We start from the raw sequence: 20,661 nt of genomic DNA, 5'->3' as shown, positions 1-20,661 counted from the left end.
TCAGAACTGAACGTCGGAGCAGGCGTAGAAGGCCATCGGGGTGTCGTTGACGGTCCAGACGGCCAGGATCAGGTGCCGGCCCGTCTTGCCGCTCGGCATGGCGCCCTGGTGGACGGTGGTCATGGCGGGGCGGGCGCCGTTGTAGGCGACCGTGAGGAAGGGCTGGGGTTCGAGGTCGGCGCGGGTGAGCGCCTTGGTGCCGGTCCAGCCGTTCTTGGTGACGTAGTACTTGAAGTCGGTGGTGGAGTGGTTGGCGGTGAACTGCCACCGGAAGGAGTAGCTCTGCCCGCTGGTCACCTTCGTGGTGGGCCAGGCGCCGCCGCGCGGGTCGTCGAGCTCGGAGAACTGGGAGAGTCCGCCGGAACATATCTTGCCGTCGGCGGGGCCGGCGGCCGGGAAGCCCTTGAAGCCCTCGACGCTCTGCGGCTCCCACTGGATCGCGCCGCAGTCGGAGACGGTCCGGTTGGCGCAGAGCTTCTGGCGGCTGATCGGGGTGTCGGTGTAGCCGTGACTGCTGGCGGTGGGGGCGCTGACGAGGGTGATCCCGGCGACGAGGCCGAGGCCGAGCGCGGCGACGCCGGCCCGTTTGGGCATGCGGATGGGACGCATGATGCTCCTTGAACGTGGGGGGAGTTCGGTGAGAGCGCGCGCGTGCGGGGATTAGGTCTAGACCAAGTCCCAGATTATTGACGAGAGTTGGCCATGTCCATACCAATGGGAAAACGGGTGGTCCGGTAACTTCCGGCCACCCGCTCCCGTACCGCTGGACCCTCCTGAACCCCTCCGGACTCCTCCGGACTCCCCCGGTCGCCCTTTACTCGGAGCGGCCCGTGTAGAAGGCGACCGTGAGGTCCTTCACCAGCGCCTTGCGCTCGTAGTCGTCGAGCTCGACCAGCCCGCGCGACGTCAGCCGGTGGACGGTGTCGTCGACGGCGTCCACGACCGAGGTCAGCACGGTGTCCCGGTGCTTGGCGTCGATCGCCGCGACCCGGCGGCGGCGCATGGCCTCGGCCACCTCGGCCGCGTACTCGATCCGGGTCGGCTGGGCAGAGAACACCTCGATCCCGACCGCCTCGGTCTCGGCCGCCAGCATCCGGGTCAGCGCGTCACCGACGGCCTCGGCGTCGCGCAGGGTCGGGGCGTCCTCGTGGAAGGCGTCGGCGGGCAGCTGCGACAGCACGCGGGCCATCGCCGATTCGACCTGCTCGGCGAGGTACTCCGTGTGGTCCTCGACGGCGAGGGTGGCGCGTGCGGTGTCCCTGACCTGCCAGACGACCTGGACGACGACCTGGAGGGCGAGGCCGCCCGAGTCCACGGCGGGCATCGGGTCGCTGCGCCAGTGGCGCAGGCGTACGTCGACCCGGCGGCGCAGGAGCAGGGGACTGACCCAGGTCAGGCCGGTACGCCGGACCGTGCCGCGGTAGCGGCCGAAGAGGGTGAGCACCCAGGCGTGGCCGGTGCGGGACCGGCCGAGTCCGCCGAGCGACACGAGGGCGACGATCCCGAGGAAGGCGAGCGGCGGCCAGTGGGTGGCGCGCAGGCCGTGGTAGGCGCGGGGGGTCGCGCCGAAGGCGGCCACGAAGGCGGCGGGGACGACCCCGGCCCGCCAGAGCACGGCCGCGCAGCCGGCGAGGGCGAGCCCGCCGACGGCCACGCCGACCCAGCCGGGCAGCACCGGGCCGCGGTGTTCCCGGAGCCGGTCGTCGCCGCGGGGGACCCGACGTCCGGGGGCGGGGCGCGGGGCGCGGGCGGCGGGCGCGGTGGGTGCGGGTGCGGGTGCGGATGCCGGCACCGCCGGGAGCTGCTGCGTCCCGCGGAACGGGAGGTGCACCGGCACCTCGGTGACCGAGGCGCCCCGGCGGGCTCCGGGGCGCGGGAGGTCCGGCGCGGCGCGGCCGTCGTCCAGGCCGCGGGCCACGGCCTGGGCGACGATCTCGACCGGTCCGGGCCCGGGGATGCCGGAGTGCGGCGGCGGCAGCGGCAGCGGCAGCGGCAGCGGCGCCATGTTCGCGGGTTCGGGTTCGGGTTCGAGGGCGGTGACGGTCTCGTGCTCGTACTCGGGCTCGTACTCGGGCTCGTACTCGGGCTCGGGCTCGGGCTCGGGCTCATACTCGGGCGCGGCCACCGCTTCGGGCGCGGCTCCGGCTTCGGCTTCCGCTTCGGGTGCGGCTTCGGGCTCGGCTCGGGTGTCGGCCTCGGCTTCGACCTCGACGGTCCGCAGGCGCACGGTGGCCACCCCGGCGGGGGCCTCCGCGTCCTGCGGGTGCGGGATGGCCGCGGCGCCCTGGTCCCCCTCGTCGTACGGATGGGCCCGGGCCGCCGGCACCTCCCACCCGTGCGGCAGCTCGGGAGCCGGGCGGGCGGCCCGCGCCGCGGCCCAGCCGAACGAGGTCTCGGCAGCGACGGCGTGCTCCGGCATGGCGGGCCTGCCCACCAGGGCGGGCGGCGGGCTCGGCGGGGCGGCCTCGCGCGGCGCCGCGACGGCGACGGCGGCGTGCACCGGCTCCGGCACGGGCGCCGGCTGCGCGGCCCACACCGGGTGAGCTGCCGGCATGACTGCGGGGGCAGGGGCGGGCTCAGGCGCGGGCGCGGGGGCAGGCGCGGGCGCGGGGGCAGGGGCAGGCGCGGGTGTGGGATCCGCCGCCCGGACCGCCACCGGGGCGGCCAGCGGCGGCACTCGGAGGGTGCCCGTCGTCGAGGTGGTGCGCGTGGGGAACATCGTTACCTCCGTCATGCGAACAGCCGGCGCCAGGTTTCCGGGCCCGGGTAGCCGTTGGCCGATGCGCCGGTCCAGCCCTGCGCACGCTGGAAGGCCTCGACGTTGCGGCGGTCGGCCTCGCTCCAGCGCAGGCCCGGACCGGATGTGTAGTACTTGCCGAAGCCCTTCTTCACCAGCTGGCGGCCGAGGGCCCTGATGGCCTCGTGCGACCGGCCCGGGCGGAACACCGCGGCGCCCGGGTAGGCCCGTACCCCGCCCGGCCCCGGCGCGCCCGCCACCGTCGGCGGGATGTTCTTGCCCTGCTTCTCGACCAGCAGCTTCCAGGTGTGGGTGCCCGGAATGCCGTCGGCGTCCGCGCCCGTCCAGCCCTGTGCGCGCTGGAAGGCCGCGGTGGCGAGCTTGTCGTGGTCGCTCCACGTCCGGTCGGCCACGCCCTTGGGGTAGAAGCGGTACGCGCCGCGCTCGATCAGCATCCGGCCGAGCTGGGCCACGTGGTCGTTGGTGACGCCGGGGCCGAACTTGTCCGCGCCCGGGAAGACCGTCGCGTCCCCAGGCTTGGCGCCCGCCGGCGGCTGGTCGCCCGGGACACCTGGGACGTCCGGGATGTCCGGGACGTCCGGGAGGATTCCGCCTGGTACCCCGTTGAACCGGTACGGAACGTACTTCGTCGCGTTGCTCCAGTACCCGTAGGGCGTGGCCAGCTTCCGGGTGTTCGGGCGCGTCTGCTCGTAGGCGACGTAGTGCGTGTGCGTCGAGTCGACCCAGCCACCGAAGATGACCACGTGCGAGCCGTTGTTGGGGTCGGCCGGGTTGTGGAAGAGGAGCATGTCCCCCGGCAGCAGCTCATCCTTGGTGATCTTGGTGGCGAACTTGTCGAGGCTGCCGGTCCATTCGTTCGACCCGAGGTTCCAGACCATGGAGACGTAGCCCGAGCAGTCCTGCCGGTACCCGTCCATCCAGTACTCGGACATGCTGTACGGGACCTGCGCGTCCAGCCACAGCTTCGCCCGGTTGATGATCGTCGCGCGGTCGATCCGCCGCACCGCGCCGGGCATGGCCGGAGCGCCGGGCTTCCCCACCGGCCCGCCCTTCGGGCCGTGCAGCGGGGTCCGGCCGCCCTGCGGAGAACTCGGGTCGTCCAGGGCCACCGGTCCGGGGGCCGGGGTGGTCACGGCCACCGCGGTCGTACTGCCGCCGCCGAGGACCACTCCCGCGGCGGTGGCCAGCACCAGCGCCCGGCGGGCGCCGCGTGCGGCCGGGTGCCCCCCGTCCCGGAGCGGTATGGCCCGCGCGCGGGCGAGGGCGCGGCGGCGCTGGGCACAGCCCCGGCACACGCAGTCGCCCGCGGGCTCGTACTCCTCGAAACCGGGCATCGGCATCTGCACATGCGTCGGAGGCTGCATCGTCATGCGGTTCCGTCCACTCCCCTGCTCGTCCACTCGTCCACCGGTCGGCCGGAGCCACAGCTGATGAAGCATCAGATGTGGCACGCGCAGACATATGGTGCATGATGAACCCCCCAAACATGGGTTAATCGGACAAGGTGGGCGTGGCTGGTCACGGGCACCCCTGGAGGTGGGGTAGAGTTTTCCCTGTCAGCAAGCGCCGCTAGCTCAGTTGGTTAGAGCAGCTGACTCTTAATCAGCGGGTCCGGGGTTCGAGTCCCTGGCGGCGCACAGACGGAGGAAGCCCCTCGCAGCGAAAGCTGCGGGGGGCTTCTTCGTTTCCCGTTCGTTTCCCGCCGACGGCGCAGGGCCTCAGGCCGCGGTACCCGGCGCGCCCGGGCGGGCTCCCACGCCCGTCAGATAGGCGGACACCACCACGTTAGCCGTGTACTCCTTGGCCACCTTGTCGTACGAGCCCCCGCAGGTCACCAGCCTCAGCTCGGCGCGGCCCCGGACCCGCTGGCCGTAGGCCTTGTGGGCGTCGAAGGCCGCGCGCTCGTAGACCCGTACGTCCTCGACCGTGAACTCGGCGACCGAGCCGTCCGTCCGCACCACCCGCACCTTGTCGCCCGGCTGCGCGGAGCTCAGGCCGTAGAACACCGCCGGCTTGGAGCGGGTGTCCACGTGCCCCACCATCAGCGCCGTCCCGGCCGTCCCCGGCTGGGTGCCCCGGCCCCACCAGCCCACCGTGCCCGGCCGGTCGTACGGGGGCGGCTCGATCGCCCCGTCCTTGTCCAGGTCCCGGGAGATCACCGGGGCCTGGATGCCTATGGAGGGCACGTCGACGCGCTGGGGCGGAGCCGCGGAGAGCGGGGCGTGCGCGACCGGCAGTCCCGGACCCACCGTCCCGCCGGCCTGACCGGCGGGCGGGGCCGGCGCCACGGTGAGCTGGCGGCCCCACAGCCACAGGCCGAGCACCAGTACCGCCCAGGCGGCGAAGGTCAGCAGCCGGCCGCCGGCGCAGGCCCTGTCCTCACTCACCGGCACTCACCGGCACTCACGGGCGCTCACGGGCGCTCACGGGCGCCCACCGGCATCCACCGGCGCTCACCGGCATCCACCGGCCTCACTCCCCGCTGCGGCGGCGGCGCAGGGCCAGCGCCCGGCCTGCGACGGCCAGGGTCGCGACCGCGGCGAGGACGGCGCCGATCACCGTGTGCGGCAGCCCCGGTCCGTCGGCGCCGTGGGTCTTCTTGGCCGACTGCGCCGCGAGTTCGGCGGACATGCCGCCGCCGCCCGCGTGCACCGGCCAGACGGGCGAGGCGTGGTGGGACGGGCGGTACTCGGAGATCTGGACGGAGCCGCTGACCTTGTCGTGGCCATCGCACGTCACCCGGACGGAGTGCCAGCCGGGCGAGGCGTGCGAGCTGATCATCGCGTCGCCGTAGAGCGGGCTGCGGCCGCCGTCCCGGCCGTAGAGGTCGACGTCCGACACGAAGGCGGCGGACTTGGCCGCTCCGCGGGTGCCGTCACAGCCCTGGACGCGCAGCTTGACCTGCGCTCCGGGATGAGCCGGATTCGGGTCGACCGTGACGCTGCCGCGGTCTCCGCGGTCACCGCGGTCCTCCTCGCCCGCGAGGGCGATCGGCGCGGTCACCGCCGAGAATGCCGCCAGGGCGACGGCCATCGCGGTGGCGCGGACAGCGATCGGAACACTGCGCATGGTGAACCTCCTCGACAAGGAGATTCACGCGCGGCGCGCCGCCGCGCATCCGGAGCGGCGCCGTCCGTGTCGGCCGTACGCCCCAAACTCGGTACGCCCGTTCGGCCGTACTCGGGTACGCGGGTACGCGGCGGGCGGGTGCGATACGCCGTACGCGGGTACGGCGTACGGCGTCAGACCAGGTCGACCAGGTCCGCGATCGAGGCGACCGTCTTGGTCGGGCGGAACGGGAACTTCTCGGTGTCCTGCTCGGTGGTCAGGCCGGTGAGGACGAGGAAGGTCTGCATGCCCGCCTCCAGACCGGCCAGCACGTCGGTGTCCATCCGGTCGCCGATCATCGCGCTGGTCTCCGAGTGCGCGCCGATGGCGTTCAGGCCGGTCCGCATCATCAGCGGGTTCGGCTTGCCGGCGAAGTACGGCTTCTTGCCGGTCGCCTTGGTGATCAGCGCGGCGACGGCACCGGTGGCCGGGAGCGGGCCCTCGGTGGAGGGGCCGGTCTCGTCGGGGTTGGTGCAGATGAAGCGCGCACCCGCGTTGATCAGGCGGACCGCCTTGGTCATCGCCTCGAAGCTGTACGTCCGGGTCTCGCCCAGGACCACGTAGTCGGGCTCGTGGTCGGTCAGGATGTAGCCGATGTCGTGGAGGGCGGTGGTCAGGCCGGCCTCGCCGATGACGTACGCCGTGCCGCCCGGACGCTGGTCGTCGAGGAACTTCGCGGTGGCCAGCGCCGAGGTCCAGATGTTCTCGACGGGGACCTGCAGCCCCATGCGGCTCAGGCGGGCCTGGAGGTCGCGGGGGGTGTAGATCGAGTTGTTGGTCAGCACCAGGAAGGGCTTGCCGGACTCGCGCAGCCGCTTGATGAAGGCATCGGCGCCGGGGATCGGGGTGCCCTCGTGGATGAGGACCCCGTCCATGTCGGTGAGCCAGGATTCGATCGGCTTGCGCTCTGCCACTGGACTGTTCTCCGCTCTCGGTGACCTGCGACCTCTGGTCTGTACCACCCTATCGGGGCCGGGCCGCGGACGTCCTTGCCGTCCACAGCCCGGACCCGGACCACGGGGAGGTGCGATCGGCCCAGGTGATCGCCCAGGTGATCGCCCAGGAAATCAGCCCAGGCGGACGTTGTCGACGGTCCAGAACCAGTTGTTGGTGCCGCTGTAGCGGAAGCGGACCTGGACGTCGGTGGCGCCGGCCGGGACCTGGAGGGCGAGGGACTCGGACTTGGCGACGGCGTCGGCGGTGTAGGTCTTCACCACGGCCGGGGCGGCGCCGTTGTAGGAGACCAGGACCTGGGCGGTCTGGCCGGCCTCGTGGCGGTAGTGCGTCTGGAAGGTCAGATTCCGCGTGCTGCCGCCGCTGACCGCCCACTTGGGGGTGACGAGGGTGGAGTCGAAGGTGCCGGTGTGGCTCTTGTCGTCCCACTCGTCGGAGTCGGCGACGGCGAAGACGTCACGGGAGCGGACGTTCAGCTCGCGCCACTGGTCGCGCTGCGACTGGCTCCAGAACTCGTCGGTCGCGAACGCCCAGCCGACCCACTCGGTGACACCGCCCGTGCCCATCCTGGAGTTGTCGACGGACCAGCCGGCGGGCGGGGTGTGCGTGAAGCCCTTCACTCCGGCCGGGATGCCCGTCTCGTCCACCCGGGCCTGGAGGTTCGGGCGCAGGGTGTCGAAGGGGTCGTCGTCCGGGGCGTTCAGCGGGACGCCGTCGAGGCCGGAGCCGCTGACGCCGACCTGGGCGAGCGCGGTGGCGGCGACGTCGGCCAGCCGCACGTCGGCGCGCACGGAGCCGGCCGGGATGCCCGCGCCCTTGGCGATGGCGAAGGTGCCGCGCTCCTGGATGGTCGAGCCGCCGTGGCCCCCGGAGTCGGTGTGGCCGTGGTCGGTGGTGACCAGGATCTTCCAGTTCTCCTGGGCGTACGTCGGGCGGTTCTTGACGGCGGTGAGGAGCTGGCCGACCAGGGTGTCGACGCGGGCGATGGTGTCGAGGTACTGCTGGCTGGCCGCGCCGTAGGAGTGGCCGGCCGCGTCGATCTCGCCGAGGTAGACGAAGGCGGCGTCCGGGTTCTGGTCGCGCAGTTCGGCGGCGGCGGCCGCGGCGATCTTCGGGTCCTCGGTGCGGTAGCCGTCGCGGTCGCCCTTGAGGGAGAGGCGCTTGTCGACCTTCGAGGAGAAGATCGGGCCGTTCTGGTCGGTGGAGGTGATGGGCTCCCAGTCGGCGGCCGCGTACGTGTTGAGCGCCGGCTTGGCGTTCTCGATGCGGGTCAGGAAGTCCGGGTAGGCGGCGTAGTTCTTGCCGGTGAAGGAGTTGTCCTTCACGCCGTGCTTGTCGGGCCAGACCCCGGTGGCGATGGTGGACCAGCCGGGGCCCGAGGAGGTGGCGGCCATCGGGCTCGCGTAGAGAGTGCTGCGTGCCGTCAGGCCCTGGGCCATCAGGCCGTTCAGGTGGGGTGCGGCGGCGGCCTTGACGCGGTCCAGGACCGCGCCGTCGATGCCGATGACGAGGACCTTGTCGGTGTTGACCGCGGCCCCGGCGGCGCCGGCGGAGGTGGAGGTGGCCAGGGCGGTGGCGGCGATCAGGGCGGAGGTGACGGCGGTCGCGGCGATGGCACGACGTCCGGGCAGGACAGGGGACACGTACTCCTCCTGGGAGCAGGTGAGCGGCGAAAGGAGCGGGGGAGTTTCGACGTTCGACGTACGTTCCGGTGTTCCGGTGTGAGCCGGGTCCGGACCGAAGGTGCGGTCTTCGGTCCAGACCCGTTATGCAAAGGTCACTCTGCCGGTCGGGGGTGGCCGGCAAGTAACCGGTCAGCTTCCGGTTGCCGACTTCCACGCGTCGACGTAGCCGGTGAGGTTCTTGTCGATGTCGGCCCAGTCCGGCTCGAAGATCTCCACGCCCGTCATGAGCTTGGTGAGTTCGACGGCGTTGGCGTCGGTCGGCTTGATGTCGGTGCGCGCCGGGAAGCCGCCGCCGACCCCGCTGACCAGCTGCTGGGCCTCCTCGCTGAGCAGGAAGTCGAGGAGCTTCTTGCCGTTCTCGGTGTGCGGGGCCTTGTCGACCAGGCCGGCCGCGTACGGAAGGGCGAAGCTGGTGGGCTTGCCGCCCTCCTTCGCCGGGAACCAGATGCCCAGGTTCGGCATGGACTTGGACTGCGCGAAGTTCATCTGGACGTCGCCGTTGGCCACGAGCAGCTCGCCCTTGTCGGTCTTGGGCGCGAGCTTGCTGGTGGAGGAGGACGGGCCGACGTTGTTGGCCTGGAGCTTCTTCAGGTACTCCATCGCCGGCTCCTTGCCGCCGAAGTCGTGCATCGACTTGATGAGCACGGCGGTGCCGTCGCCCGCGACACCCGGGGTGGAGTACTGCAGCTTGCCCTTGTACTTGGCGTCGAGCAGCTCCTCCCAGGTCTTGGGCGCCTCGGCGAGCTCCTTCTTGTTGTAGACGAAGCCGAAGTAGTTCTTGACGACCGAGGTCCACTTGCCGTCGGCGGCCTTGTCCGCGCCGTTGACCTTGTCGGAGCCCTGCGGCTTGTAGGACTGGAGCAGGCCCTTGCCGTCGGCCTGCTGGATGAAGGGCGGAAGGGTGATCAGTACGTCGGCCTGGGTGTTGGTCTTCTCGCGGACGGCGCGCTGCACCATCTCGCCGGAGCCGCCCTCGACGTACTTGACCTCGATGCCGGTCTTCTTGGTGAAGTCGGCGAAGACCTTGTCGTACCAGCCGTCGCCCTTCTCGCTCTTGAGGCCGTCGGCGCTGTAGACGGTGACGACCTTCTCGCCGCCCTCGGAGTCGGCGGCGGAGGAGCCGCCGCCGCAGGCGGTGAGGGAGCAGGCGAGGGCGAGGCCGCCGGTGACGACGGTGGCGGTGCGGAGGAGTCTCTTGCCGGTCATGGAACTTCCTTACGGGGAAAGGGAGTCGGAAAGGGAACGCAGAGCGGGGCGGTTCAGGCGGTTCGGGCGGTTCGGGCGGTTCAGCGGTAGGAGGCCCTGGTGCGGACGCGGGAGACGGCCAGGAGGACCAGCAGGGTGGCGGCCATCAGGACCACGGCGACGGCGGAGCCGCCGTAGAGCGAACCGCGGTCGGTGGCGGTGAAGATGCGGACGGGGAGGGGCATCCAGTCCGGCGGGTAGAGCATCATCGTGGCGCTCAGCTCGCCCATGGACAGGGCGAAGCAGAGACCGGCCGCGGCCGTGAGGGACGGCAGCAGGAGGGGGAGTTTGACCCGCCACAGGACGTACGCGGGACGGGCGCCCAGGGAGGCGGCCGCCTGCTCGTACGCGGGGTCGAGCCGTACGATCGCCGCCGAAACCGACTGGTGGGCGAACGCCGTGACAAGGATCGTGTGCGCCAGGATGACGATCGAGCTGGTGCCGTTGAGCAGGACCGGGGGCCGGCTGAAGGCGACGAGCACGGCGAGGCCGACGACGACGGACGGCACGGCGACGGGCAGCATGAACAGCGCGTCCAGGATTCGCTTCGCGCGCTTCCTCAGCGTGGCGGCGGCCAGCGCGGCCCAGGTGCCGACGGCGAGCGCGAGGAGGCTGGCGACGAGGGCGGTGACCAGGCTGGTGGTCAGGGCCTGGAGGGATTCGCCGCGCACGGCGGCCGCGTAGTTCTCGGTGGTCGGACCGGAGGGGAAGGCACCGGACCAGTGGGTGGCGAAGGAGGCCGCGACCACGACGAGCAGGGGCAGGGCGAACAGCGGCAGGAAGAGGAGGCCGAAGAGGCCCCAGGCGGCCCAGCGGCCGCTCTTGCTATGCACCAGCACGCTTGCCCACCACCCGGTAGAGGCCGAACAGGCCGACGGATATCGCGATGTTGACGACGGCGACCACGCAGGCGGCCGCGTAGTCGGATTCGAGGATGGCCTTGCCGTAGATGAGCATCGGGAGGGTCGTGACGTCCTTGGCGCCGGTGAACAGGACGATCCCGAACTCGTTCAGGCACATGACCAGGACGAGGCTGCCGCCGGCGGCGAGGGCCGGCAGGGCTTCGGGCAGGATCACCTGCCGGACGATCCGGGCGGGCCGGGCGCCGAGGCCGGCGGCGACCTCCAGCTGGGCGGTGTCCAGCTGGGAGAAGGCGGCGAGCAGCGGGCGCATCACGAAGGGCGTGAAGTACGTGATCTCCGCGAGCAGGACGCCCCAGGGGGTGGTGAGGAAGTGGAAGGGCCCCTCGGCGGCGCCGGTGAGGTCGGTGACGAGGCCGTTGGCCATGCCGACCGTTCCGTAGACGAAGAGGAGGGCGAGGGTGATGAGGAAGGAGGGGAAGGAGAGGAAGACGTCGATGAACTTGGCGACGGCGCGGGCCCCGGGGAAGGGCACGAAGGCGATGATCAGCGCGAGCGTGAAGCCGAGTACGAGGCAGCCGGCGGTCGCACCGACGGCCAGCCAGACGGTGGTCCCGAGGGCCTCGCGGAAGCTCTGCGAGGCGAAGACGGAGGCGTACGCGTCGAAGGCACCGCCACCGTTCTCGGGGCTGAGCGACTGCTGGACGACCAGCGCGAGCGGATACAGGAACACGAGCGCGAGCACGGCGACGGGCGGCAGGGCCCATAGTGCCGAATTCAGCCTCGGCGGCATTTGAGGCGCGGGGTCCGGGGCGGAGCCCCGATCTTTCAGCCCCGCCAGGGGGCACCTCCCAGCGGTAGCTGGCGGAGTCTGAGACGCGGGGTCCGAGGCGGAGCCCCGGTCCTGAGCCGGCACGGCCGCCCGCCGCGTGGCCTCAGCCATCCGACACCCCGGCGGCCAGCAGCACGGCGTCCCGCGGCTCGAAGTGCAGCGTGACCCGGTCCCCCAGCGCGGGCGTCTCCCGCAGCTCGGGGAGGTCCGCCTTCACGCGGTGGCCGCCGACGTCCACGTACAGCCGGTGCGTCGAGCCGCGCCACTGGACCTCGGCGATGGTGCCGCTCAGCGCGTTGGGGCCGGTGCCGAGGCCGAGCAGGTGCGGCCGTACGCACAGGGTCGCCGTCGAGCCCGGCGCCGCCCGCCCGCGGTCGAGGGTCAGCGTCCGGCCCTCGAAGACCGCGCCGCTCTCGGCGACCGTCACCGGCAGCAGGTTCGCGTTGCCGACGAACGAGGCGGTGAACTCGGTGCGCGGGGCCCGGTACAGCTCCTGCGGGGTCCCGCAGTCCCGCAGCCGGGCCTGGTCCATGACGGCGATCCGGTCGGCCAGGGTGAGTGCCTCCACCTGGTCGTGGGTGACGTACAGAATCGATACGTCGGGCAGTTCGCGGTGCAGGCGGGCCAGCTCGGTGAGCATCCCGGAGCGCAGCTGCGCGTCGAGTGCGGACAGCGGCTCGTCGAGCAGGAGCACCCCGGGGCGGATGGCGAGGGCGCGGGCGATGGCCACGCGCTGCTGCTGGCCGCCGGAGAGCTCGCGGGGGTGGCGCCGCGCGTAGGCGGCCATGCCGGTGAGTTCGAGGGCCTCGGCGACCCGGCCGGGGATCTCGGCTCTGGGGGCCTTCTGGGCCTTGAGGCCGAAGGCGACGTTGTCCTCGACCCGCATGTGCGGGAAGAGCGCGTACTGCTGGACGACCATGCCGATGCCGCGCTTGTGCGGCGGGAGCGCGGTGACGTCCCGGCCGCCGATCAGTACCCGCCCCGCGACGGGTCGTACGAAACCGGCGACGGCGCGCAGGGCCGTGGTCTTGCCGGAACCGGAGGGGCCGAGCAAGGCCATCACCTCGCCGGGTTCGACGGTCAGGTCGAGGGAGTCCAGGACGGTGTTGCCGCCGTAGGCGACGCTGACCCCGTCGAAACGGATACCGCTCACGGCGACTCCACGGGCGGGGTGGGGAGGGCGGGGAGGGCGAGGAGGGCGGGGAGTTCGGCGACGGAGGCCAGGACGTGGGTCGCGCCGTGTCGTGTGAGCGCCGTGCGGTCGTGGGCGCCGGTGAGGACGCCCGCCACGGTCCCGGCGCCGGCGCGGCGGCCGCTGAGCATGTCGTAGGCGGTGTCGCCCGCGACCACGACGTCGCGTACGCCGGCCACGGCGCCGGTGCGCAGGAACGCGGTCAGCACCATGTCCGGGTACGGGCGGCCGCGTCCGCCCGCGTCGGCGGGGCAGAGGGTGAGGTCGGCGAGGTCCTGCCAGCCGAGGGCGTCGAGGATGGCGTCCTGGGTGACCCGGGCGAAGCCGGTGGTCAGGACGACGGTGCGGCCGTCGGCGCGGAGCTGCTCGATCGCGGCGCGGGCGCCGGGGAGCGGGGTGACGAGACCGCCGTCGACGAGGGCGCCGTAGGCCTCCTCGAAGGCGGAGTTGGCGCGGCGGGCCAGTTCCTCCGTACCGAAGAGGTGGCGGAAGACCGAGATCTTGGACTCGCCCATGGTGTCGAGGACGTACCGGAGCTTCTCGGCGTGGTCGGGGGTGCCGGGCTCGACGCCGAGGCGTTCGGCGGCCTGCTCGAAGGCGCGCTCGACGAGGCCGCCGTCGGCGACGGTGGTGCCGGCCATGTCGAGGACGACCAACTTGCCGCGGGTGGCGTCGGTTTCGTGTGTGATGTCGCTCATCTGACTTACCAGCCCAGTTCGTTCGCGGTGGTCTCGGCTATGGCGGGCGAGCAGGTCATGCCGCGCCCGCCGGGTCCGGTCACCAGCCAGACGCCGTCGGCCACCTGCTGGCGGTGGACGACGCGGGTGGTGTCGGCGCACTGCGCGTACACGCCCGCCCAGCGGTGGCGGATCCTCGGCAGCGGGCGGCCGAGGAAGGATTCGGCCACGGCGGCGACGTGCTCGTAGGGGTCTTCGAGGGTGTCGAAGGCGAAGGGGTGCTCGTACTCGTGGGTGTCGCCGATGGTCAGTCCGCCGTCGCGGCGCTGGACCATCAGCAGCTGCATCTTGTGCTCGGCGGCGATCGGGGCCTGTGCCTGCTCGGCGTTGAGGGTGTCGAGCGCGGGGGACTTGTAGGCGGGGTAGTAGCGGAAGCTGTCGGCGTCCGCGACGGAGGTGGTCAGCGGCTCGCCGAGCGGGTCGGTCTGCATCATCTGGAGGCGGACGCGGCGCACGGGCAGGTCGGGGACCAGTTCGCGGACCAGGCCGGACAGCCAGGCACCGGTCGCCAGGACCACCGCGTCGGCGCGGTGGACGTCGCCGTGGTCGTCGCGGACGGCTGCGGGGCCGGCCCCGGGGGCGGCTCCGGCTCCGGCGCTGAGGCCCGCCCCGAGGCCGCCTCCGAGGCCGGCCACCTCGCGGACCTCGCGGCCGGCGAGGAAGGTGTAGCGGCCGGCGGCGCGGGTGCGCAGGGCCTCCCGGAGGTGCAGCTGCGCGGTGCGCGGCTCGACGGCCGCGTCCCGCTCGCACCACAGTGCTGCCTCGAACGCGCCGCGCAGGGCCGGGTTGATCTCCCGCGCCTCGGCCGCGGTGAGCAGCTTGTAGCCGCGGGCGGCGGCGTCCGGGCGGGCCAGGGCCGCCTCGGCGACCGCGAGTTCGCGAGCGGTGCGGACGGGGGTGAGGGAGCCGTTGGCGCGGAAGCCCAGGCCGGGCACCTCCGCGCCGATGCGCTCCCAGAGCTCGCGGGCCCGCAGAGCGGTGTCGAGCTCTTCTCCCCCGGCCCGTCCGCTGACCCAGATCTGGCCGAAATTACGCAGGGACGCGCCGCGGGCCTCCGCTTCTCGCTCGATCTGGACGACCTCGTGGCCGCGTTCTACTGCTTGCCAGGCGTGCATGGTGCCGACCACGCCGCCTCCGACGACTATGACTCTCACGCCGCCAACGGTGGGTCGGCTCCGTGACCCGGGAAGGTCGGCCCGGCGACGACCCAGTGAACAGCCCCCGACACTTGGACTAGACCCGTTACCTTTTTGTGATGAGAATGCGTCCCGTTCTGCCCGGTACGGACCGATAGCTCCTGGGCTATTCGGCACGCAGGCGGGTCGTGAAGCTGAACCGGTCACCACGGTAGAGCGAACGCACCCGTTCCAGCGGCCGGCCGTCCTGGTCCCGCGAGAAGCGGTGGATGAGCAGCATGGGGAGAGCGGGCGGGGTGCCGATCAGCAGGGCTTCGCGCGGGGTCGCCAGGACCGTCTCCAGCTTCTCGTCGGCCTCGCCGAAGGAGATGCCGAGGCTGTCGCGGAGGTACGCGTAGAAGGAGGAGTCCGGCTGGAAGTCGCTGTCCAGGCGAGGGGCCCGGGCCACCCGGATGTACGTGCTCTCCAGGCCGACGCGCTCGTCGTCGGCGAGCAGGACCCGCTCCAGGTGCCAGACGGGCTCCCCTGGCTCGGCCCCGATGCCGGGAGCGACGTCGGGCGGGCAGGGGAACTGCTCCAGGCCGATGAGATGACGGCCCGGGCGGCGGCCCTGGCGGCGCACGCCCTCGGTGTAGCTGGCGAGGGAGAGCGGCTGCTCCAGCTTGGGGCCGGCGACGACGGTCCCGCGGCCGGAACGGCGCAGCCGGCCCTCCAGCAACAGCTCGCGCAGGGCCTGGCGGACGGTCTCGCGGGACACCTCGTACCGCTCGGCGAGATCGCGCTCGGTGGGCAGCGTGCCGCCCTCGCCGAGCTCGTCGAGGAGCTCGGCGATGCGGGCCTTGACGGCGTAGTACTTGGGGATGCGGCCGTGCTCGGGAATGCCGGAACGCACGGGTGAGCCGGGGCGGTGCCGCTGGGTCTGTTCTTCCACGGTGGGACTCTATGCGGGGCGGCCGGCGCCACGAGGTGACGGGGGCACGGACGGTGCGCGGGCGGTGCGCGAGCGTTCCCGGGCGTTCCCGGGCGGTTCACGCACGGCTGACGGAGGGTCGACGGGCGGCTGACGGACAGCCGACGGACGGTCTACGGACGGCCGACGGACGGTTCACCGTGCGGTCTGCGGACGGTTCAGCGTGCGGAACGGCGGACGGTTCAGCTTGCGGTCTGCGGACGTCAGCGTGCGGAACGGCGGACGGTTCAGCGTGCGGAACGGCGCAGTCGGCGGGCCCCCAGCAGCAGGCCGCCACCGGCGGCGAGCGCGGCCACGGCACCCGTCCCGTACGCCCACTCGCGCGGGCCGGTGTGGGCGAGGGAGCCCGCCTCGACGGGATCCTCCGGCCCCTCGACCGAGAACCGGTAACCGCCCGCCTCGCCGATCCAGTCGCCGTCGTCACCCTTGCGCTGGACGAGGGCGGCATCGGCGACGACCTCGCCGACGGGCGCATCGGGGGCGAAGGAGAGGCCCACCTTGACGGTCAGGGAACCGCCGGGGCCGACGGTGAAGCCGGGAAAGGCGTCGCCGCCGTCGAAGACGGCGATGATCTCGTCGCGGTCGCTGCTCTCCAGGCTGACGGGGAAGGTGCCGCCCGGGGCGTCGAACTCCATGCGCAGGTGCGCGGGGCGCAGGACGCGGGCCTTGTCCGTGAAGACGACGATCGGGTGGATGGCCGTGCACTCGGAGTTGGTGGTGTTGGTCAGGTCCAGGTACCAGGTCTGCGGCCCGGCGCCGGTGCGGTACACGGCCGGGCCGCCGCGGATCCGCGCCCCGATGGGGAAGGCGGTGGTCTTCCCGTCGCCGCAGGTGGCCTGCGCACGGGAGGGCAGTGCGGGTGCGGGGCGTCCGCCGCCCGCGCCGATGTCGGCTCCGGCGGTGGGCGCGGTGGTGGCGACCAGTGCGGCGGAGAGGGCTGCGGTGAGGGCAAGGGCTTTGCGCAGTCGCATGGAAGACCTTCGCTGCTCGCCGGACGGGACGATGATCGGACGAGGTGACAATCACCCCGGCTCTGCCCGCACCCTGCCACCCCCGCGCGACCCCTCATCGGGAGCCACGCCTGAGTTGTTCCGGTTTACGCCCGAATGGTGGATGAGGTCAAATCCGTCACCGCCGTTCGAGGCGCGGGGCCGGGGCGGAGCCCCGCCATTGCGGCCCCGCCGGCGTTCGAGGCGGGGGGCCAGGCCCCCGGCAACGGCGTGGCGCCACACCGGTCACCCCGCCTCGCTCACCCCGCAGCCTGCCTCACTCACCCCGCACGCCCGAACAACGGCGCCAGCGCCAGCTCCGCCGCCCCCTCCGCCACACCCGCCCCCGCCAGGGCGACCACCGGCCGGGCCGGATCCAGCGCGCGGGCCGCGAGAACGGCCCCGACCCCGGCCACGAAGACCTCCGGGGCCGCCTCCACCACACGCCCGCCGAGCAGCACACGGTCCACGTCCAGGAGCGCGACCAGGTTGGCCGCACCCTCGCCCAGGATCCGTGCCGCCTCGGAAAGATCGCCTCGGGCCACCGCCCCCAGGCACAGCACCTCCACGCAGCCCCGCGCCCCGCACCGGCACGGCGGGCCGTCCAGCAGGAGCACCTGGTGGCCGAACTCCCCCGCCGCCGAGCGGGCACCCCGGTAGACCCCGCCGCCCAGCCACAACCCCGCGCCGAGCCCGGTCCCTACGTGCAGGTACACGCAGGTGCGGGACCCTCCGCCGGCATACGCAGCCGAAGCCGAAGCCACACTCGCGGCCTGCCCGGCGTCCGCGTACCGCCCGGCATACGCATCCACACCCGCGCCCGCGCCCGCATCCTCATCCTCATCCGCGTCCGCGTCCGGCCAGGCGGCCCGGAGCCATGCCCCGGCGGCCGCGGCCGCACCGGCGTTCGTGTCCTTGTCCAGCAGCACCGGCAGGCCCAGCCGCCCTTCCAGCACCCCCCGCAGCGGAAAGCCCTTCCAGCTCGGGAACCCCGTCACCCGCCCCATGGCCCCGGCCCGGTGGTCGAGCGGCCCCGGTGCGGCCACGCCGACGCCCAGGAGCGGCAGCCCGGTCGGATCCCCGACCCTCGCGACCGCCCGTACGACCGCCTCCACCGCCGCCTCCGGGCCGGCCCCGAAGTCCAGCGGGCCACCGCTCTCGGCGACGACGCGGCCCGCCAGGTCCACCCGTACCGCACGGAGCTCGTCGCGGTCCAGGTGCACTCCGACGGCGTGACGTGCGTCCGGCACCAGCCGGAGCAGCGTGACCGGCTTGCCGCCGGTGGACGCGGCGCGGCCGGCCTCCACGACCAGCCCGTCCGCGCCGAGCCGGGCCGTGATCTTGCTGACGGCCTGTGGGGTGAGACCCGTACGGGCCGCCAATTCGGCGCGGCCCAGGCCCGCCGGGCCTGCGCCGCGCAGCAGATCCAGCAGCAGCGCCTCGTTGTACCCACGCAGCGCCGGCAGGTTCACCCCGCCCCGACTCTCTCCGCTACCCCTGTTCACTCGCCCATTGTCCACCCTCCTTGCACTTTGACAACACTGTCGCCAAAGTGGTCCCCATGAGCACCCCCGCCCCCTCCGCCCCCCTCCGCGTCGGCCTCATCGGCTACGGACTCGCCGGCTCCGTCTTCCACGCCCCCCTCGTGGCCGCCACGGACGGACTCACCCTCGACACCGTCGTCACCTCCGACCCGGCCCGGCAGGCCCAGGCCCGCGCCGAGTTCCCCGACGTACACATCGCCGCCACCGCCGCCGAGCTGTGGAACCGGGACCTCGACCTGGTCGTGATCGCCTCCCCCAACCGGACGCACGTCCCGCTCGCCACCACCGCTCTCGAAGCGGGCATCCCGGTGGTCGTGGACAAGCCGCTCGCCGCCACCGCCGCCCAGGCCCGCGCGCTCGCCGCCCTCGCGGACCGCAGCGGCACCTTCCTCTCCGTCTTCCAGAACCGCCGCTGGGACAACGACTTCCTCACCGTGCGCCGCCTCATCGCCGGCGGCGAGCTCGGCGAGGTCCAGCGCTTCGAGTCCCGTTTCGAGCGCTGGCGCCCGCAGCTGAAGGGCGGCTGGCGCGAGTCGGGCGCCCCGGAGGAGATCGGCGGCCTGCTGTACGACCTCGGCAGTCACGTCGTGGACCAGGCGCTGGTGCTGTTCGGCCCGGCCGTACGGGTCTACGCGGAGGCCGACCTGCGCCGCCCGGGCGCCGAGACGGACGACGACACCTTCATCGCGATCACGCACGCGAACGGGGTCCGCTCCCACCTCTACGTCAGCGCGACCACCGCGCAGCTCGGGCCGCGGTTCCGCGTCCTGGGTTCGCGCGCCGGATACGTGAAGTACGGCCTGGACCCGCAGGAGGGCGCCCTGCGCGAGGGGCTGCGTCCGGACGGGGACCTGCCCTGGGGCGAGGAGCCCCCGCACCTGTGGGGCGTCCTCGGCTCCGGCGAGTCCCCACTGACCGGCGGCGGGATCCCGGTTCCGACCGAGCAGGGCGACTACCCGGCGTACTACGCGGCGGTGGTGGCCGCGCTGCGCACGGGCGGGCCCGCGCCCGTGACGGCGCACGAGGCCGCGAACTGCCTCGACGTACTGGCGGCGGCCCGCCGGTCGTCCGAGGAGGGCGTGATCGTGGAGATTCCCGCCACAGCGTCCGCTTCTGACTGAAAATCGAAGGCTTGGCGGACGATGATCATTCTATTCTTCTCGATGATTAAAGATCATTAAAAGATCGTCGACGTCGTGAAGAATGGATGACCTTTGAAGCTGACCCGGATCGCGTCGGTCGCCGCCGCCGCCGCGATGGCCCCGGCCGTCCTGCTCTCCTCCCCCGCCTTCGCCGCCGACGCGGTGTCACCGGCCGTGCCGTCGGGACCGACCGCACCCGACCAGGCCCCCGACGCCCCGAAGGCCGGTGCCGACAAGGCCGGTGCCGACAAGGCCGGTGCCGACAAGGCCGGTGCCGACAAGGCCGCGGACCAGAAGGCCGGGGACGAGAAGGCCGGGGACGAGAAGGCCGGGGACGACGAGCAGGCGGCGAAGGACCGGGCCGCGATCAAGGCGATCCTGGCCGACCCGGCCAGCGGTCCGGGCGTGCGCGAGGCGGCGCAGAAGGCCCTCGACGGGACCGCCGCGGACATGCGGCGCTTCCTCGACGTCATCTGGCAGAAGGAGCAGTACACCGACGACCGGGTCCGGGTCGCCCGGCTCCACAGCACCGGCGGTGTCGCCGTGAAGCGCGAGGCCGAGAAGGCCCTGCGGGCGAACACCCACGCAGCGCTGAAGGAGTTCCTGACGACCGGGCAGCACACGGCCCGGTACGAGGACGACCAGGTGGAGCTGTTCCGCATGCTGAACGGCGCGGGCCGGGGCATCCGCGAGGCCGTCGTGAAACTGCTGCGCGACGGGACGCCGGAACAGGTGCGCCAGTTCGTCGCGGTGGGCCAGCACTCGGTCCGCGCGAGCGACGACCGCGTCGAGCTCTCGCGGATGCTGCTCGATGCCGGACCGGGCCTGAAGGCCGCCGTCGAGGCGCTCCTCGACGGGCACCCGTCCAACGCCGAGCTGCGGGAGTTCGTGAAGAACACCCAGCACGCGCTGCGCGACACGGACAACGAGGTGCTGATCTCCTCGATGCTGAACGGAACCCCCGGACCGGAGCTGAAGAAGGCCGCCCTCGCCGCGCTCAAGGGCACGGCCGCGGACCGCGCCGCGTTCCTGAAGACCGGCCAGCACGAGGCGCGGGCCAAGGACAAGGCCGCCGAGGAGTCGGGCACGGGGACCGGCACGGGCACGGGTACAGGAACCGGCACGGGCACCGGCACGACCCAGGTCGTGACGACGGGCACGAGCACCGGCACCGGCACCGGCACCGGGAGCAACAGCAACCTGACCGTGGCGGGCGGGTCCGGCCGACTCGCCAGCACGGGCGCCGACGACGCCGAGAACGCCTGGCTCGCGGCCGGCAGCGCAGCCGCGCTCGCCGCGGGCGCCGCCCTGGTGCTCGCCAACCGCCGTCGCCGCATGTCGGCCGAGGGCTGAACACCCCGCACGCACGGGTAAGGGGCGGGGGGGGGGGGGGGGGGGGGGGACCCACCCCCTTCCCCCCCCCCCCCCCCCCCCCCCCACAAGCCCCTGGGGGGCCCGCGGCCACTACAACGCTCCCCCCCGCCGCCCCAGCCGATCCCCACAAAAAAG

18 protein-coding genes and 1 tRNA gene are annotated in these 20,661 nt (G+C 72.9%); 3 read left to right on the top strand and 16 right to left on the bottom strand.

The window, feature by feature from the left end:
* The 3 genes from ACZ4YL_RS03870 to ACZ4YL_RS03860 form a co-directional block, all read right to left on the bottom strand.
* A complete protein-coding gene (locus ACZ4YL_RS03870; RefSeq protein ID WP_468114083.1) occupies positions 1–594 on the bottom strand; it encodes a lytic polysaccharide monooxygenase auxiliary activity family 9 protein in 594 nt (197 codons plus the stop codon).
* 220 nt (positions 595–814) lie between these two features.
* The gene (locus ACZ4YL_RS03865; RefSeq protein ID WP_468113591.1) at positions 815–2,554 is read right to left on the bottom strand and encodes an SPFH domain-containing protein; all 1,740 of its coding nucleotides are present in this window, start codon (positions 2,552–2,554) and stop codon (positions 815–817) included.
* 176 nt (positions 2,555–2,730) lie between these two features.
* Complete coding sequence (locus ACZ4YL_RS03860; RefSeq protein ID WP_468114081.1) at positions 2,731–4,098, bottom strand: peptidoglycan-binding protein; 1,368 nt, start codon at positions 4,096–4,098, stop codon at positions 2,731–2,733.
* 223 nt (positions 4,099–4,321) lie between these two features.
* Between ACZ4YL_RS03860 and ACZ4YL_RS03855 the strand changes: the two genes are divergently transcribed.
* Positions 4,322–4,395, top strand: a tRNA-Lys gene (locus ACZ4YL_RS03855).
* Positions 4,396–4,476: 81 nt separating this feature from the next.
* Here the strand turns inward: ACZ4YL_RS03855 and ACZ4YL_RS03850 are convergent.
* The 13 genes from ACZ4YL_RS03850 to ACZ4YL_RS03790 all read right to left on the bottom strand — a co-directional run bounded on the left by ACZ4YL_RS03850 (position 4,477) and on the right by ACZ4YL_RS03790 (position 17,971).
* Positions 4,477–5,145, bottom strand: coding sequence for a class F sortase (locus ACZ4YL_RS03850; RefSeq protein WP_468113590.1), 669 nt, complete (start codon positions 5,143–5,145; stop codon positions 4,477–4,479).
* Positions 5,146–5,230: 85 nt separating this feature from the next.
* A complete protein-coding gene (locus ACZ4YL_RS03845; protein WP_468113589.1) occupies positions 5,231–5,827 on the bottom strand; it encodes a hypothetical protein in 597 nt (198 codons plus the stop codon).
* 173 nt (positions 5,828–6,000) lie between these two features.
* Complete coding sequence (locus ACZ4YL_RS03840; protein ID WP_030016791.1) at positions 6,001–6,780, bottom strand: HAD-IIA family hydrolase; 780 nt, start codon at positions 6,778–6,780, stop codon at positions 6,001–6,003.
* 153 nt (positions 6,781–6,933) lie between these two features.
* Positions 6,934–8,463, bottom strand: a complete 1,530-nt coding sequence (locus ACZ4YL_RS03835; RefSeq protein WP_468113588.1) for an alkaline phosphatase family protein — start codon at positions 8,461–8,463, stop codon at positions 6,934–6,936.
* A gap of 171 nt (positions 8,464–8,634) precedes the next feature.
* A complete protein-coding gene (locus tag ACZ4YL_RS03830) occupies positions 8,635–9,711 on the bottom strand; it encodes a 2-aminoethylphosphonate ABC transporter substrate-binding protein (RefSeq protein ID WP_468113587.1) in 1,077 nt (358 codons plus the stop codon).
* An 80-nt stretch (positions 9,712–9,791) separates the two neighbouring features.
* Complete coding sequence (locus tag ACZ4YL_RS03825; RefSeq protein WP_468113586.1) at positions 9,792–10,589, bottom strand: ABC transporter permease; 798 nt, start codon at positions 10,587–10,589, stop codon at positions 9,792–9,794.
* Entirely contained in the window at positions 10,576–11,403 is an 828-nt protein-coding gene (locus ACZ4YL_RS03820) for a 2-aminoethylphosphonate ABC transporter permease subunit (protein ID WP_468113585.1), read from the bottom strand. The genes ACZ4YL_RS03825 and ACZ4YL_RS03820 overlap by 14 nt, the downstream gene beginning before the upstream one ends.
* A gap of 142 nt (positions 11,404–11,545) precedes the next feature.
* Complete coding sequence (locus tag ACZ4YL_RS03815; RefSeq protein ID WP_468113584.1) at positions 11,546–12,595, bottom strand: ABC transporter ATP-binding protein; 1,050 nt, start codon at positions 12,593–12,595, stop codon at positions 11,546–11,548.
* Positions 12,592–13,332 (bottom strand): phosphonatase-like hydrolase, encoded by a 741-nt coding sequence (locus tag ACZ4YL_RS03810; RefSeq protein WP_468113583.1) that lies wholly within the window; start codon positions 13,330–13,332, stop codon positions 12,592–12,594. The genes ACZ4YL_RS03815 and ACZ4YL_RS03810 overlap by 4 nt, the downstream gene beginning before the upstream one ends.
* Positions 13,333–13,337: 5 nt before the next feature.
* On the bottom strand, positions 13,338–14,525 hold the full coding sequence (locus tag ACZ4YL_RS03805; protein ID WP_468113582.1) for a TIGR03364 family FAD-dependent oxidoreductase: 1,188 nt from the start codon (positions 14,523–14,525) through the stop codon (positions 13,338–13,340).
* Positions 14,526–14,673: 148 nt separating this feature from the next.
* On the bottom strand, positions 14,674–15,438 hold the full coding sequence (locus ACZ4YL_RS03800; RefSeq protein ID WP_468113581.1) for a GntR family transcriptional regulator: 765 nt from the start codon (positions 15,436–15,438) through the stop codon (positions 14,674–14,676).
* A 266-nt stretch (positions 15,439–15,704) separates the two neighbouring features.
* The gene (locus ACZ4YL_RS03795) at positions 15,705–16,448 is read right to left on the bottom strand and encodes a hypothetical protein (RefSeq protein WP_468113580.1); all 744 of its coding nucleotides are present in this window, start codon (positions 16,446–16,448) and stop codon (positions 15,705–15,707) included.
* A gap of 299 nt (positions 16,449–16,747) precedes the next feature.
* Positions 16,748–17,971 carry an ROK family transcriptional regulator gene (locus ACZ4YL_RS03790; RefSeq protein WP_468113579.1) on the bottom strand — a complete coding sequence of 408 codons (1,224 nt, stop codon included), beginning with the start codon at positions 17,969–17,971 and terminating at the stop codon, positions 16,748–16,750.
* A 56-nt stretch (positions 17,972–18,027) separates the two neighbouring features.
* On the opposite strand from ACZ4YL_RS03790, the gene ACZ4YL_RS03785 reads away from it, so the two are divergent.
* A complete protein-coding gene (locus ACZ4YL_RS03785; protein WP_468113578.1) occupies positions 18,028–19,131 on the top strand; it encodes a Gfo/Idh/MocA family protein in 1,104 nt (367 codons plus the stop codon).
* A 93-nt stretch (positions 19,132–19,224) separates the two neighbouring features.
* On the top strand, positions 19,225–20,505 hold the full coding sequence (locus ACZ4YL_RS03780) for an ALF repeat-containing protein (RefSeq protein WP_468113577.1): 1,281 nt from the start codon (positions 19,225–19,227) through the stop codon (positions 20,503–20,505).
* The last annotated feature ends 156 nt before the right edge of the window (positions 20,506–20,661 follow it).

The sequence above is a fragment of the Streptomyces sp. NPDC030021 genome (assembly GCF_055574035.1).
Note: the sequence above shows the minus strand (reverse complement) of the source record. Positions and strands in the feature narration are given on the sequence as shown.